Here is a 15174-nt window from a genome sequence, read left to right as displayed (position 1 = left end):
AGATAAGAAGAAAAAAGGTTTTTATATAGTTAATGGGAGGGTTTATATGAAAGCTCGTATATTGGCATACATATGTATATTCTTTTTATATGTCAGTGTAGGCTCTTATTCCGTTTTTGCACAGGATAATTTGTATGAAGAAATTCAAAAATATGCAAAACAATATGAGATTGCACCTCAAAATGCGATGATTGATAAAATATGGAAATCAACACCGGGATATAATGGAAGAAAAGTTGATATCGAAGCATCCTATAATAATATGAAGAAGCTAAAGAAATTTGATCAAAAATATCTAGAATTTAGGGAAGTATCACCGGGTGTCCACTTAGAAGATTTATCACCAGCCCCAATTTATAGGGGACATCCAAATAAAAAGATGGTGGGATTAACAATAAATGTGGCGTGGGGAAACGAGTATTTGCCTCGTATATTAGAAATATTGAAAAAACATGATGTGAAGGCGACTTTCTTTTTAGAAGGACGTTGGGTGAAAGAAAATTTACGATTTGCAAAAATGATTGTCGATGCAAATCAAGAAGTTGGAAATCATTCTTACACACATCCTAATATGAAAACGCTATCTTCTGATGAAATACGAGATCAGTTACAAAAAACAAATCGAATGATCGAAGCAGCTACGAATCAAAAGGTAAGATGGTTTGCTCCGCCGAGTGGAAGTTTTCGGGATGAAGTCGTGAAAATTGCAGATGATTTCCAAATGGGAACGATTATGTGGACTGTAGATACAATTGATTGGAAGCGACCAGATCCAGATGTACTATTGCAGAGAGTGATGAGAAAAATACATCCAGGTGCTATCGTATTAATGCATCCAACTTCATCTACAGCAGAAGCATTAGATACAATGATTACAAAATTGAAGGAACAAGGATATAAAGTAGGGAATATAACAGAATTACTGGATGAAAAACGTGTGGATTAAATACATTTGCATGACATTCATCCTTAAACTTGTTATCATTAAATAATAGCACTTATTTAGAGAAACTGGCAGTAGGAGGAAAGTTTTTGATTAAAAAATATACTTGTAAAAATGGTGTAAGAATCGTTATGGAGAATATACCAACCGTAAGATCGGTTGCGATTGGTATTTGGATCCATGCAGGATCAAGAAATGAAAATGAAAAAAATAATGGGGTTTCTCACTTTTTAGAGCATATGTTCTTTAAAGGGACAGAAACACGTAGTGCACGCGAAATTGCAGAATCATTTGATAGCATTGGTGGGCAAGTGAATGCTTTTACTTCAAAAGAATACACTTGTTACTATGCAAAAGTGCTAGATGAGCATGCTAAATATGCTTTAGATGTATTAGCAGATATGTTCTTTAATTCAACATTTGATGAGGAAGAACTGAAAAAAGAGAAGAATGTCGTATGTGAAGAAATTAAAATGTATGAAGATGCTCCAGATGATATTGTGCATGATATGTTAACGAAAGCAACATATGAAACGCATCCACTTGGATATCCTATTTTAGGAACAGAAGAAACGCTTGATACGTTTACAGGTGATACGCTACGCCAATATATTAAGGATCATTACACACCTGAAAATGTAGTTGTTTCAGTTGCAGGAAATATTGATGAAGCCTTCTTACAAACGGTAGAGCAATATTTCGGTAGTTATGAAGGAACAACAAACCGTGAACAAGTACATAGCCCAATTTTCCATTTTAATAAAGTAGCACGTAAAAAGGAAACAGAACAAGCTCATTTATGTTTAGGATATAAAGGCTTACAAATGGGACACGAAGATATTTATAACTTAATTGTATTAAATAACGTTTTAGGCGGTAGTATGAGTAGCCGTTTATTCCAAGAAGTACGTGAGCAACGCGGGTTAGCCTATTCAGTATTTTCTTACCATTCTTCTTATGAAGATACAGGTATGTTAACACTGTATGGTGGAACAGGTAGCCAACAATTAGATACACTGTATGAAACAATGCAAGAAACATTAGACACATTGAAAAATACAGGTATTACAGAAAAAGAGCTTATTAATAGTAAAGAGCAATTAAAAGGAAACTTAATGTTAAGTTTAGAAAGTACGAATAGCCGTATGAGCCGTAATGGTAAAAATGAATTGCTACTTCGTAAGCATCGTTCACTTGATGAGATTATTGAAAGTGTAAACACAGTAACAAAAGAAAATGTTGATGAGTTAATTCGTAACATGTTTACAGATGAATTCTCTGCAGCATTAATTAGTCCAGATGGAAAACTTCCAAAAGGAATAAAACTATAATTGCTTTATATGAAGTATGTAAAAATAACCGTATCTCTTTTAAAAGAGATACGGTTATTTTTTTTTGATATACAGAATAGGTACTAATTATGGATAACTTAAATTCATAATTCGGTAGGGGGAGAGTGTATGCGTTTAAGCGAATTAAGTGGTAAAGAAATCGTAAATTTAGAAAGAGCAGAAAAAATGGGAGTTTTAGGCCATGTGGATTTAGAAATCGATGAGAAGAATGGGCAAATACAGGCTCTTATCATACCGGCTGGGAAATGGGGAGGTTTTAAAAAGGAACCACAAGAAGTAAGAGTAACGTGGAGTCAAATTAAGAAAGTGGGGCATGATATGATCCTTTGTGATATTACGGATCGTTCAAATTCGAATTGAAAGATGGCCATTTTGGTCATCTTTTTTTGTTCATTCGCCGCTGAGTAAAAGCTCACATGAATCGAGCTTATACCGGAAATCAATTTCCCGTATAATGTCCTCTCATATGCCGAATTTTGAGGTGGGGTCTAACTGCGTACAAATAGCGGGATAAATCATACGTGCTTTTTGTTTTTCAATCACCTAAAACTCGTACATTACATATGATGTGGAGGAAAAAGAAAAAGTAGGCACTTTTCTTATAAATGACAGAAAAAGAAGGTGAATTAGGGAATGTTGACTGAGATGCATATTGCTGTCATAGGAGGAGATGCAAGACAGCTAGAAGTAATTCGCAAGCTAGTTGAATTGGATGCGAAACTTTCATTGATAGGGTTTGATCAGTTAGATCATGGCTTCACAGGGGCAGCAAAAGAAAGTATACAAAATTTAGATTTCACTTCTGTAGATGCAATTATTTTGCCAGTTGCAGGCACAAATGCCAAGGGAGAAGTAGATACTATTTTTTCAAACGAAAAAGTTTCTATAACGAAAGAACAAATTGAAAATACACCAGAACACTTTACTATATATTCAGGTATTGGTACGCCTTACTTGGAAAATCTCGTATCTACTACAAACCGCAAACTTGTTAAATTATTTGATCGTGATGATGTGGCAATCTACAATTCTATTCCAACTGTAGAAGGTACATTAATGATGGTAATTCAACATACCGACTATACAATTCATGGTTCCAATGTAATGGTTTTAGGATTTGGTAGAACAGGGATGAGTGTTGCCAGAGCATTTCAATCATTAGGAGCCCATGTCAAAGTTGGAGCAAGACGATCGGAACATATTGCACGTATTACAGAAATGATGTTTTCTCCTTTTCATATGCAAAACATTGAGAAAGAAGTAGGAAATATCGATATTGTCATTAATACAATTCCGCATCTCGTCGTGACAGCGAATGTCATTTCAAAAATGCCAGCTCATACGTTAGTAATTGATTTAGCTTCTAAACCAGGTGGTACCGACTTTAGATATGCGGAAAAAAGAGGAGTCAAAGCGCTGTTAGCACCTGGATTACCAGGTATTGTTGCTCCAAAAACAGCAGGACAAATTTTAGCGAACGTTCTTTCTCAGTTACTAGCAGAAGACGTAATAGCAAGAAAGGAGAATGGGGAATGAACTTAAAAGGGAAAAGAATAGGATTTGGTTTTACTGGTTCACATTGTACGTACGAAGAAGTAATGCCTCATTTAGAAAAATTAATTGCTGAGGGAGCAGAAGTACGCCCCGTTGTTTCTTACACTGTTCAATCAACAAATACGAGATTTGGCGAAGGAGCAGAGTGGATTAAAAAGATTGAAGAAGTAACAGGCTTTAAAGCGATTAATTCCATCGTTGGTGCAGAACCACTAGGACCTAAAATTCCACTAGATTGTATGGTGATTGCACCACTAACAGGAAATTCTATGAGTAAATTTGCAAATGCAATGACAGACTCTCCAGTATTAATGGCAGCAAAAGCGACGCTAAGAAATGGCAAGCCTGTCGTGTTGGCTGTTTCGACGAATGATGCTTTAGGGCTTAATGGCGTCAACCTCATGCGCCTAATGGCAACAAAAAACATCTACTTCGTCCCATTCGGTCAAGATGCACCAGAGAAAAAACCGAACTCAATGGTAGCTCGCATGGAGCTACTTGAAGATACAGTGTTAGAAGCGCTGCAAGGGAAGCAATTGCAACCGGTTGTCGTAGAAAAATTCAGATATATGAATTAAAAAACGAAAAAAAACGGACAATTTTTGATGAAACCATCATTCTTACTGTAGAATATGATAAAATTAACGTTATTAAGATTAGAAGGGGTATTGTATACTCCTTCTGATTCTAAGTTATAGAAGGATTGGTATCTAGAAAGGGGCATAGTGATGGAAAAGCAAAAAACTTTTCATGTCGCTGTAGTTGGAGCAACCGGCGCAGTTGGTGAACAAATGTTAAATACTTTAGAGAAACGAGAATTTCCAATCGGGAAGTTAACGTTACTTTCATCTAAACGATCTGCAGGTAAGAAACTTGTATTTAAAGGCGAAGAATTTACAGTTCAAGAGGCAACTCCTGAAAGTTTTGAAGGAGTAGATATCGCACTATTTAGTGCTGGTGGATCTGTATCAAAACAATTAGCGCCAGAAGCAGCAAAACGCGGTGCGATTGTTGTTGATAATACAAGTGCATTCCGTATGACAGAAAACGTGCCACTTGTTGTACCTGAAGTAAATGAAAACGACTTAAAAGAACATAATGGTATTATTGCAAATCCAAACTGTTCTACAATTCAAATGGTAGTAGCTCTTGAGCCAGTTCGTCAGCAATATGGTTTAAAACGAGTAATCGTTTCCACATATCAAGCTGTATCAGGTGCTGGTGCGGCAGCGATTGAAGAACTTCATGAACAATCACAAGCAATCTTAAATGGTGAAGAAGTGAAGGCAAATGTTTTACCTGTATCAGGTGATAAAAAACATTTCCAAATTGCTTTTAACGCGATTCCACAGATTGATAAATTCCAAGATAATGGATTTACGTTTGAAGAAATGAAAATGATTAATGAAACGAAAAAAATTATGCATATGCCTGAATTAGAAGTAGCGGCAACATGTGTACGTTTACCAGTTGTATCAGGTCACTCGGAGTCTGTTTACATCGAAGTAGAAAAAGAAGGTGTAACAGTAGAAGAATTCAAGAGCTTACTTGCAAATGCGGAAGGTATTGTTCTGCAAGATAATCCAGAAGAGCAGTTATATCCAATGCCAGCTACTGCAGTAGGTAAAAATGAAGTATTCGTTGGAAGAATCCGTAAAGATTTAAATAACGATAAAGGATTCCATCTTTGGGTCGTATCTGATAACTTATTAAAAGGCGCTGCATGGAATTCTGTTCAAATTGCAGAGCGCTTAGTAAAATTACAATTAGTGTAAACGGCTAAGAGAAGGTGCAAAATATGAAAATTATTGTTCAAAAATTTGGTGGCACATCCGTACGTGATGAAAATGGACGTAAGCATGCGCTTCATCATATAAAAAAATCGCTAGATGCGGGTTATAAAGTAGTTACTGTCGTATCTGCTATGGGCCGTAAAGGTGAACCATATGCAACTGATACTTTGTTAAGTCTTGTAAATCAAGAGGAATCTCGCATTTCTAATCGTGAGCAAGATTTATTATTATCATGCGGAGAATTAATCTCAGCAATCGTCTTCTCTAACATGTTAAATGAGAACGGTATAAAAGCAGCGGCATTAAATGGTGCACAAGCTGGTTTTGTAACAAATGATGATTTTACAAATGCTAAGATTATTGAAATGAACTGCGATCGTATACATGAAGAGCTAGAAAATCTAGATGTAATCGTCGTTACAGGATTCCAAGGACAAACGAAAAAAGGTGATACGACAACACTTGGACGCGGAGGTAGCGATACTTCAGCTTCTGCATTAGGTGTTGCGCTTCATGCTGAATTTATTGATATCTTTACAGATGTAGAAGGTGTTATGACTGCGGATCCTCGCATTGTAAAAGATGCACGTCATCTTCAAACGGTAACATACAATGAAATTTGTAACATGGCATATCAAGGTGCAAAAGTCGTTCATCCACGTGCAGTTGAAATTGCGATGCATGCAAAAGTACCACTTCGTGTACGTTCTACGTATTCTGATAGTGAAGGTACGCTTATTTCAGCATCGGACGGTGCGACAAAAGGCCGTGATGTAGAAGAACGTCCTGTTACAGGTATCGCTCATGTGTCAAATGTGACGCAAATTAAAGTGCTTGCAAAAGAAACGGCATATGATTTACAACAGCATGTGTTTAAAGAAATGGCGAATGAAGGAATCAGTGTCGATTTAATTAACATTTCACCTACTGGGGTAGCTTATACGGTGAGTGATAGTGTATCAAGTCGTGCAGTTGAATTATTAAAAAACCTTGGATATGAGCCAATTGTGACAGAGCATTGTGCAAAAGTATCTATTGTAGGAGCTGGAATGGCAGGATACCCAGGGGTTACTGCGAAAATCGTTACAGCTTTAGCGGAAAAAGGTATTCAAATTTTGCAATCGGCAGATAGCCATACGACGATTTGGGTTCTTGTAAAAGAAACTGATTTAGTGGAGGCTGTAAATGCATTACATAGTGCGTTTGAGCTTTCAAAAGAAAAGCAACTGGAACAATAAGGAGTGAGACCATGATAGATTTTGGGACAATTGCAACCGCGATGGTAACTCCGTTTGATAAAAACGGAAATATCGATTTTGCAAAGACAACGAAATTGGTAAATTATTTAATAGATAACGGTACAACAGCAATCGTGGTAGGAGGAACGACAGGAGAATCTCCTACATTAACTTCAGAAGAAAAAGTAGCGTTATATCGCCATGTCGTATCTGTTGTCGATAAAAGGGTGCCCGTAATCGCTGGAACAGGTAGTAATAATACGCATGCTTCTATTGACTTAACTAAAAAGGCAACAGAGGTTGGTGTTGATGCAGTAATGCTAGTAGCACCGTATTATAACAAACCGAGTCAAGAAGGAATGTATCAGCACTTTAAAGCAATTGCTGAAAGCACGCCGCTTCCGGTTATGCTATATAACGTTCCAGGACGATCTATTGTACAAATCTCCGTTGATACAGTTGTTCGTTTATCAGAAATAGAAAACATTGTTGCGATTAAAGATGCAGGCGGCGATGTGTTAACAATGACAGAAATCATTGAAAAAACAGCGGACGACTTTGCAGTATACAGCGGTGATGACGGCTTAACGTTACCAGCTATGGCAGTTGGAGCGAAAGGTATCGTTTCTGTAGCATCTCATGTGATCGGAAATGAAATGCAAGAAATGATTGCAGCATTCCAAGCAGGAGAATTTAAAAAGGCGCAAAAATTACATCAATTACTTGTAAGAGTAACGGATTCATTATTTATGGCGCCAAGCCCAACGCCAGTAAAAACAGCGTTACAAATGGTTGGATTAGATGTAGGCTCTGTACGTTTACCACTTCTTCCATTAACAGAAGAAGAAAGAGTAACGTTACAATCTGTTATGCAATCTATCCCTCGTTAATAAAAAATGACCTAGTGTAGCACTAGGTCATTTTTTTATGGTATGAAAATCTTTGTTGTTCTTTTTTTACCATATTATCCTATATGTTTGATCGCTTTTTCATTATGTATTGCAACATGTATAAGAAAATAATTGTACCCCTTTAAATGAATCAAAAAACATAGTTATTATAGGATAAACATTTGTATAAACGTAATAAACTATCGATTCTGTTTTTTAGAGGGATTGTCTCAAATGTGACGTGATTCATAAAAAAGCTTCATTTTATAAGTGTTTTTGTTCGATTCTAGAAAAATATGTTTTGAAAATCCATATTATGAAATTAATTTAGCGTATTTATGGATATTTTTTCAAAAAAATATGGAGTACAAAATCGAAGCAAATATAAAGGAAATACGTTCGATACTTTTGTTGTAATTCCGTTCTTTTACTTTCTCTTTCGCACGATTTAACTTGTGTTCTATTTCTTGTATCAGGTATAATATGGCTAAGTAGCTTAGTACGGGTATGCTTAGCAAAATTGGTAAAAATTATAGTTTGATTACATTTTCATATCATATCGAATAAGATATTTGATTTATATAATGAAAGAGAGGTGAAACCTGGTTTAAAAAATAAACAAGGACATGATATCGCATAACGGTAAGGACATTCGTCTTGGACGGTGAATATATGGTGGTTGTAGAGTTTCCCCTGGTGTCTCTGCAATTTTAGTGAAATCAGTGTTTGAAAGATTTTTAAACCAGGCAACAACATGAAGAGAAAAGAGAATGAGTCTGTTAAAGTATTTGCTCTTGGTGGAGTAGGTGAAATTGGGAAAAACATGTACTGTGTTGAAATTGATTCTGAAATCTTTATTGTAGATGCAGGGTTAATGTTCCCGGGAGATGAAATGTTTGGAATTGATATCGTTATTCCTGATATTACATATTTAGTGGAAAACCAAGAGCGAGTAAAAGGTTTATTTATTACTCACGGTCATGAAGATCATATTGGTGGCATTGTTTACGTACTTCGTAAATTATCAATTCCAGTGTATGCAACGAAATTAACAGTAGGACTTATACAAGAAAAACTTGGCGAAGCGGGTATGTTAGGCCGTGTAGACTTAAAAACGATCGATTCAAATTCAACAGTAGAGTTTAATACTACAACGGTGTCATTCTTTGGAACGACACATAGTATTCCAGATTCTGTTGGTGTTTGTTTCCATACATCAAAAGGTGCTATCGTATATACGGGAGACTTTAAATTCGATCAAACTCCAATTGGAAATAGTGGAGCAGACCTTGGGAAAATGGCACAAATCGGAAATGAAGGCGTACTGTGCTTATTATCTGATAGTACAAATGCTGAGCGTCCAGGCTATACAGGTTCTGAAAAAGAAGTTGGTGTAGAAATTTCTAAAGTGTTCTACGGCGCAGAAGGACGTATTATTGTTGCTTCATTTGCATCGAATGTACATCGTATTCAACAAGTATTTGATGCAGCTGCTGAAACAGGACGAAAAGTAGCGGTTGTAGGGCGTAGTATGGTGAAAGTGGTAGATATCGCAAGACGTCTTGGTTATTTAGATGTTCCAGAAGGTATGGTTATTTCACTACAAGAAGTAGACAATTTCCCAGAGAAAAAGGTAGCTATTTTAACGACAGGTAGCCAAGGTGAACCGATGGCAGCCCTTTCTAGAATGGCGAAGCAAGCTCATAAACAAATTTCAATTCGTAAAGGCGATACGGTTATTATTGCGGCTTCTCCAATTCCGGGTAATGAAATATCTGTATCGAAAATTATTGACTTGTTATTTAGAGCTGGGGCTGATGTTATTTATTACGGTGAAAGAAAAGTTCACGTTTCAGGTCACGGTAGCCAAGAAGAATTAAAATTAATGTTAAATTTAATGAAACCGAAATATTTTGTACCCGTACATGGTGAGTTCCGTATGCAAAAAGCACATGCATATTTAGCTGAAGATGTAGGTATTGCAAGAGATAATATCTTTATCGTAGAAAAAGGCGATGTAATCGGTTTTGGTGACGATGAAGCGAACTTAGTTGGTAAAGTGCAAGCGGGCAATGTATTAATTGATGGATTAGGTGTAGGTGACGTTGGTAATATCGTTCTTCGAGATAGAAAAATGTTATCTCAAGATGGAATATTAGTAGTTGTTGTAACACTTGGTAAAGATGAAAAGAAAATTGTTTCTGGTCCAGAAATCATTTCACGTGGTTTTGTGTATGTACGTGAATCAGAAGCGTTAATTGACCGCTCTACAGAGATTGTACGTATGATTGTTGAGCAATCGATTAAAGAGTATACAATTGAATGGTCTATGTTAAAACAAAATATTCGTGAATTATTAGGGCAGTTCTTGTACGAAGAGACAAAGAGAAAACCTATGATTTTACCGATTATTATGGAAGTATAAAAAAGATCACCTTTACGGGTGATCTTTTTTCTTTTTAAACTCTATCGAATGAAATTTATAACTTAAGAAATAATAGTTATATACGAGTGAAAGGGGATGCGATATGACAGAACGTGATCGTTATACAAATGAAGGGAAAGAGGCTGAGCCGAAAGAAACTGGGAAAGAAGCCTCGATAGTGGAAAAAATTCAACAGCTAGGGCAAACGAATGTACCACAAATGAATGAATCGAGTATTCATTGTTTAACAATCATTGGGCAGGTGGAAGGTCATGTTCAGTTGCCGCCGCAAAATAAAACAACAAAATATGAGCATATTATTCCGCAAATTGTTGCGATAGAACAAAATCCGAAAATTGAAGGTTTGCTTTTAATATTAAACACGGTCGGAGGTGACGTTGAAGCAGGGTTAGCAATTTCTGAGATGGTAGCTTCGCTTTCAAAGCCAACAGTATCACTTGTTCTGGGAGGAGGGCATTCTATCGGTGTACCAATCGCCGTCTCTACGGATTATTCATTTATTGCGGAAACTGCGACGATGACAATTCATCCCATTCGTCTAACAGGTCTTGTTATAGGTGTGCCGCAAACATTTGAGTATTTAGATAAAATGCAAGAAAGAGTCATTCGATTTGTGACGAAGCATTCGAAAGTAACCGAAGATCGTTTTAAAGAACTTATGTTTGCGAAAGGGAATTTGACGCGAGATATTGGGACGAATGTAATTGGTGGCGATGCAGTGAAATATGGTCTTATAGATGATGTCGGTGGAATTGGGAATGCGATTCGAAAACTGAATGAATTAATAGATGCTCGCATGGATGATAGTACAGAAGGGACAATGTTACAATGATTTTATACACAATTATGCCAGAGCAACTTGTATATCCAGCTGATTATTCGCAATGTGAAAGCCAAAAAGTTATAAATATAAACGGCGTTGAATTAATGGTTTCTGAAGAAGAACATGGGTGTTATTCTATTGTACGTGTGTTAAGTACGGATCCGCTACACTACTTAGAGTTTGAGCCCGGCCAGAAAATAACCTTTTAGCAAAAAGAAGGATTTTGTTTAGAAGCTATGGTATAATATAAAAAACAAGACGGTTGAGCAGCCATGAGAGGGCTGCTTTCTTCTGTTTATTTAACAATTTACAAGAAGTGTAAAAATAGAAGATATAAGACCTGAAAAATAGAGAAAACAGACATATAAGTAGAGCATTTTTAAGGAAGCCCTACTTATATGTAGAACACGAGGTGAAGAAATGGCAAAACAAAAGCAAAGAGGGACGAAGGCAAAAGCAAGACGCACGATAAAGCCAACTTTGTATTATGAAATCGTCGGTTTAACTCTTTTTGCACTTTCAATCATTACGATTTTACAGCTAGGCGTTGTAGGGAAATCGTTTGTGTTATTTTTTCGCTTCTTCTTTGGTGAGTGGTACATAATTGGTGTGTTAGGTGTAATAGCTTTATCGGTTTCGTTTGTTATCAAACGTGGATGGCCGAACCTTTTAAATAAGCGGTTAATCGGTTTTTATTTAATAGTATTGGCGATATTAATGTTTAGTCATATTACATTATTTAACCTTCTTACGAAAGATGGAGCAGTGCAAAATACTTCTGTTATTGTGAGTACGAAAGATAACTTCTTTCTTGAAATGAAAAAGGGTCCAGATAGCGTTCATTTAGGTGGTGGCATGTTTGGTGCGCTTATGTTCGCGACTTGTTACTTCTTATTTGACGAAGTAGGAGCTTATATCATTGGTATTATTTTAGTGATTCTCGGCATACTTTGTATAACAAATAAGCATATTGGGGAAGTGCTTGCCCCTGTAGGAAGAATCCTTAGAAGTCAATTTGAAGTCATGCAAGGGGATTATAAAGATTGGAGATCCAAAAGGACGGCTGAACAAACAGAAAAGAAAAAAACAACGAGAAGCACAAGGAGTAAACGTGCTGTGGAACAAGAAGAAATTGTTGAGCCGATGGAAGAAATTTCAATTGATCCTCCCATTATTTCGAATTTCACTGAGAATTATTCTGTAAATGAACAAGAGGATAAACGAATTGGCGAAGAACAGGAAGCAGAGTTAATAACTTCACCGTCTATTGAAGAGACACCGCCTGTTGAAGAAGCTAAGAAAAAGCGTGGAGAAAAGATTGTAGAATCTTTAGAGGCGGAAACAAGTGCCCCACCAATGCAATTTTCAAATGTAGAAAATAAAGATTACCAGCTTCCTGCAATTGATATATTGAAATTTCCTAAGAATAAGCAAGTTACAAATGAAAATGCAGAAATTTATGAGAATGCTCGTAAATTAGAACGTACATTCCAAAGCTTTGGAGTGAAAGCGAAAGTAACAAAAGTACATAGAGGTCCTGCAGTTACAAAATATGAAGTGTATCCTGATATGGGAGTAAAGGTAAGCAAAATCGTTAGTTTAAGTGATGATTTAGCACTTGCTTTAGCTGCGAAAGATATTCGTATTGAAGCACCTATTCCCGGGAAATCAGCTGTAGGGATTGAAGTTCCGAACTCAGAAGTTTCTATGGTAACGCTTAGAGAAGTTCTTGATTCTAAGGCTAATAATCACCCGGAAGAGAAGTTGTTAATTGGTCTTGGACGAGATATTACAGGTGAAGCTGTATTAGCTCGTTTAAATAAAATGCCCCATTTACTAGTAGCTGGTGCGACAGGTAGCGGGAAAAGTGTATGTATTAATGGTATTATTGTTAGTATTTTAATGCGTGCAAAACCACATGAAGTAAAATTAATGATGATTGATCCGAAAATGGTAGAGTTAAATGTATATAACGGTGTTCCTCATTTATTAACACCCGTTGTAACTGATCCGAAAAAAGCATCACAAGCTTTGAAAAAAGTCGTGAGTGAAATGGAACGTCGTTATGAGTTATTTGCTCATAGTGGCACGCGTAACATTGAAGGATATAATGATCATATTAAAGAACATAATAGTCAATCGGAAGCAAAACAACCGGAATTACCTTATATTGTAGTAATTGTGGACGAGTTAGCAGATTTAATGATGGTTGCTTCATCGGATGTAGAGGATGCAATTATGCGTTTAGCACAAATGGCTCGTGCGGCTGGTATTCATTTAATTATTGCAACACAGCGTCCGTCAGTTGATGTTATTACGGGAGTTATTAAAGCGAATATTCCATCACGTATTGCATTCGCTGTATCTTCTCAAACAGATTCTCGCACAATTCTTGACGGTGGTGGTGCAGAGAAACTACTAGGTCGTGGAGATATGCTGTTTATACCAATTGGTGCATCGAAGCCTGTACGTGTACAAGGTGCATTTTTATCAGATGATGAAGTTGAGAGAGTTGTAGAATATGTTATTGGTCAGCAAAAAGCGCAATATCAAGAAGATATGATTCCACAAGATGTTCCTGATACGAAGCAGGAAGTAGAAGATGAATTATATGATGAAGCAGTTCAGCTCGTAGTGGAAATGCAAACAGCATCTGTTTCTATGTTGCAACGTAGGTTTAGAGTAGGTTATACGCGAGCTGCCCGTTTAATTGATGCAATGGAAATGAATGGTGTAGTAGGTCCGTATGAAGGTAGTAAACCACGAGAAGTGCTCATTAATGATGTACAAGAAAAAAGTTCATAAAAAAAGCCTAATTGTTTTTACAATTAGGCTTTTTTATATGCTAGTTTTGTTATATACTATATTCAGCGATGAAGAAAGGGCTTACATTTAAAGTGGTTCTTTAGAATACGAATACTTTGATTATGTTTTTAATGAATGTTCGATATTTAATGTAGAAAAATGTTAAATTTTGTTGACACGTATGGGAGCAAGTGGTAAGATTACTTCGAAAAGAATCACTGCCTCATATAATCTTGGAGATAAGGTCCATAAGTTTCTACCTGGCAACCATGAATTGCTGGACTATGAGGGGAAAAGTGTGTAACAAAGGATGTAAGAGATCTTTGTGCCGAACTTTTTCTCGAAATGAGGAATGTTTATGGTGCAAAGTTTTTTTTATGCAGTAAAGAGTGAAAATTTCATTTTAAAAAATTATTAATATTTATTCGACAATTAAGCTTATTTTTAGTATTTAGCAATTTTTATTATGTTGTAAGTTGAAAAAAGAGAAAAGAAGTCTTACATCAGAGGTCGAATAATTGAAATGCGGGGGAGTCTTATGTCAGTAAAATCCGATAGTCGTCACCTATATTTACGGGTGATTGATCACATCAAAGAAAAAATTAAAGATGGAGCTTATAAAGAAAGACAGAAGTTACCATCAGAGTTTGATTTAGCGAAAGAACTTGGTGTAAGTAGGGCGACTTTAAGGGAAGCGCTGCGTATTTTAGAAGAAGAAAATGTTGTCATTCGTAGACATGGTGTAGGAACATTTGTAAATGCAAAGCCCTTATTTTCTTCTGGGATTGAACAACTTTCTAGTATTACAGATATGATTTCTAGTGTGGGGAAAACACCAGGAACTATCTTTTTATCATCATCTACAACAAGTTTAACAGAAGAAGAAAAAGAGAAGTTTAATAGTGAAGATGGTTTTAATGCAGTAATGATTGAGCGTGTGCGTACAGCAGATGGGGAACCTGTTGTATATTGTATCGATAAACTTGCAAAAGAAATCTTGCCGGATTTATCGGGATACAATGAGGAATCATTGTTAACGGTGATACATAATAACACGCACAAACGTATCACATATGCGGTTGCGCACATTGAGCCAATTGGCTATCATTCTAAAATCTCACCGATTTTAGAATGTGAACCGGAAACGGCACTGCTAGTTTTAAAACAAATGCACTATGATCAAAATGATGAGCCAATCTTATATTCTATCAATTACTTTAGAGCTGATAAGTTTAGCTTCCACGTCTTAAGAAAACGTATGTAGGTAAGTTCCATTTTAGGGAGGTGACAGCAAGAAGTTAGGGACAGCAGCGTAAGAATAAAGAGATAT

13 protein-coding genes and 1 riboswitch are annotated in these 15174 nt (G+C 36.3%); all 13 genes read left to right on the top strand.

Translation table 11 applies throughout. The features are described from left to right. Positions 1 to 46 precede the first annotated feature (46 nt). The 13 genes from J0835_RS18595 to J0835_RS18535 all read left to right on the top strand — a co-directional run bounded on the left by J0835_RS18595 (position 47) and on the right by J0835_RS18535 (position 15108). Positions 47 to 946, top strand: coding sequence for a polysaccharide deacetylase family protein (locus J0835_RS18595; protein WP_087981652.1), 900 nt, complete (start codon positions 47 to 49; stop codon positions 944 to 946). Between the two features lie 86 nt (positions 947 to 1032). Further along, the gene (locus J0835_RS18590) at positions 1033 to 2274 is read left to right on the top strand and encodes a M16 family metallopeptidase (protein WP_000593005.1); all 1242 of its coding nucleotides are present in this window, start codon (positions 1033 to 1035) and stop codon (positions 2272 to 2274) included. Between the two features lie 129 nt (positions 2275 to 2403). After that, the gene (locus J0835_RS18585) at positions 2404 to 2655 is read left to right on the top strand and encodes a YlmC/YmxH family sporulation protein (RefSeq protein ID WP_087981651.1); all 252 of its coding nucleotides are present in this window, start codon (positions 2404 to 2406) and stop codon (positions 2653 to 2655) included. Between the two features lie 273 nt (positions 2656 to 2928). After that, a complete protein-coding gene (gene dpaA, locus J0835_RS18580; RefSeq protein WP_000954740.1) occupies positions 2929 to 3831 on the top strand; it encodes a dipicolinic acid synthetase subunit A in 903 nt (300 codons plus the stop codon). Next, positions 3828 to 4427 (top strand): dipicolinate synthase subunit B, encoded by a 600-nt coding sequence (gene dpaB / locus J0835_RS18575; RefSeq protein ID WP_001049480.1) that lies wholly within the window; start codon positions 3828 to 3830, stop codon positions 4425 to 4427. Before dpaA ends, dpaB begins: the two co-directional genes overlap by 4 nt. A 150-nt stretch (positions 4428 to 4577) precedes the next feature. Continuing rightward, entirely contained in the window at positions 4578 to 5624 is a 1047-nt protein-coding gene (gene asd / locus J0835_RS18570) for an aspartate-semialdehyde dehydrogenase (RefSeq protein WP_000414854.1), read from the top strand. Positions 5625 to 5647: 23 nt separating this feature from the next. Then, positions 5648 to 6880: an aspartate kinase gene (gene dapG, locus J0835_RS18565; protein WP_000692477.1), complete on the top strand. Its 1233-nt coding sequence runs from the start codon at positions 5648 to 5650 to the stop codon at positions 6878 to 6880. Between the two features lie 11 nt (positions 6881 to 6891). Next, on the top strand, positions 6892 to 7770 hold the full coding sequence (dapA, locus tag J0835_RS18560) for a 4-hydroxy-tetrahydrodipicolinate synthase (RefSeq protein WP_000564777.1): 879 nt from the start codon (positions 6892 to 6894) through the stop codon (positions 7768 to 7770). A gap of 754 nt (positions 7771 to 8524) precedes the next feature. Then, entirely contained in the window at positions 8525 to 10195 is a 1671-nt protein-coding gene (locus J0835_RS18555) for a ribonuclease J (RefSeq protein ID WP_087981650.1), read from the top strand. Positions 10196 to 10298: 103 nt separating this feature from the next. Then, positions 10299 to 11048 carry a translocation-enhancing protein TepA gene (gene tepA / locus J0835_RS18550; protein ID WP_087981649.1) on the top strand — a complete coding sequence of 250 codons (750 nt, stop codon included), beginning with the start codon at positions 10299 to 10301 and terminating at the stop codon, positions 11046 to 11048. Beyond that, positions 11045 to 11248, top strand: coding sequence for a YlzJ-like family protein (locus tag J0835_RS18545; protein ID WP_087981648.1), 204 nt, complete (start codon positions 11045 to 11047; stop codon positions 11246 to 11248). The genes tepA and J0835_RS18545 overlap by 4 nt, the downstream gene beginning before the upstream one ends. Positions 11249 to 11459: 211 nt before the next feature. Continuing rightward, a complete protein-coding gene (locus tag J0835_RS18540) occupies positions 11460 to 13844 on the top strand; it encodes a DNA translocase FtsK (protein WP_087981647.1) in 2385 nt (794 codons plus the stop codon). A 203-nt stretch (positions 13845 to 14047) separates the two neighbouring features. After that, positions 14048 to 14149: riboswitch (purine riboswitch) on the top strand. Between the two features lie 233 nt (positions 14150 to 14382). Next, entirely contained in the window at positions 14383 to 15108 is a 726-nt protein-coding gene (locus J0835_RS18535) for a GntR family transcriptional regulator (RefSeq protein WP_000114178.1), read from the top strand. Positions 15109 to 15174: the final 66 nt, after the last annotated feature.

The sequence above is a fragment of the Bacillus cereus group sp. Sample62 genome, from assembly GCF_036851315.1.
GTDB lineage: Bacteria > Bacillota > Bacilli > Bacillales > Bacillaceae_G > Bacillus_A > Bacillus_A wiedmannii.
Note: the sequence above shows the minus strand (reverse complement) of the source record. Positions and strands in the feature narration are given on the sequence as shown.

Bases quoted from the DNA above. Each gene is read 5' to 3' on its own strand.
- J0835_RS18595 (WP_087981652.1), top strand. From the start codon at position 47: ATGAAAGCTCGTATATTGGCATACATATGTATATTCTTTTTATATGTC.
- J0835_RS18585 (WP_087981651.1), top strand. From the start codon at position 2,404: ATGCGTTTAAGCGAATTAAGTGGTAAAGAAATCGTAAATTTAGAAAGA.
- dpaA (WP_000954740.1), top strand. From the start codon at position 2,929: ATGTTGACTGAGATGCATATTGCTGTCATAGGAGGAGATGCAAGACAG.
- dpaB (WP_001049480.1), top strand. From the start codon at position 3,828: ATGAACTTAAAAGGGAAAAGAATAGGATTTGGTTTTACTGGTTCACAT.
- asd (WP_000414854.1), top strand. From the start codon at position 4,578: ATGGAAAAGCAAAAAACTTTTCATGTCGCTGTAGTTGGAGCAACCGGC.
- dapG (WP_000692477.1), top strand. From the start codon at position 5,648: ATGAAAATTATTGTTCAAAAATTTGGTGGCACATCCGTACGTGATGAA.
- dapA (WP_000564777.1), top strand. From the start codon at position 6,892: ATGATAGATTTTGGGACAATTGCAACCGCGATGGTAACTCCGTTTGAT.
- J0835_RS18555 (WP_087981650.1), top strand. From the start codon at position 8,525: ATGAAGAGAAAAGAGAATGAGTCTGTTAAAGTATTTGCTCTTGGTGGA.
- tepA (WP_087981649.1), top strand. From the start codon at position 10,299: ATGACAGAACGTGATCGTTATACAAATGAAGGGAAAGAGGCTGAGCCG.
- J0835_RS18545 (WP_087981648.1), top strand. From the start codon at position 11,045: ATGATTTTATACACAATTATGCCAGAGCAACTTGTATATCCAGCTGAT.
- J0835_RS18540 (WP_087981647.1), top strand. From the start codon at position 11,460: ATGGCAAAACAAAAGCAAAGAGGGACGAAGGCAAAAGCAAGACGCACG.
- J0835_RS18535 (WP_000114178.1), top strand. From the start codon at position 14,383: ATGTCAGTAAAATCCGATAGTCGTCACCTATATTTACGGGTGATTGAT.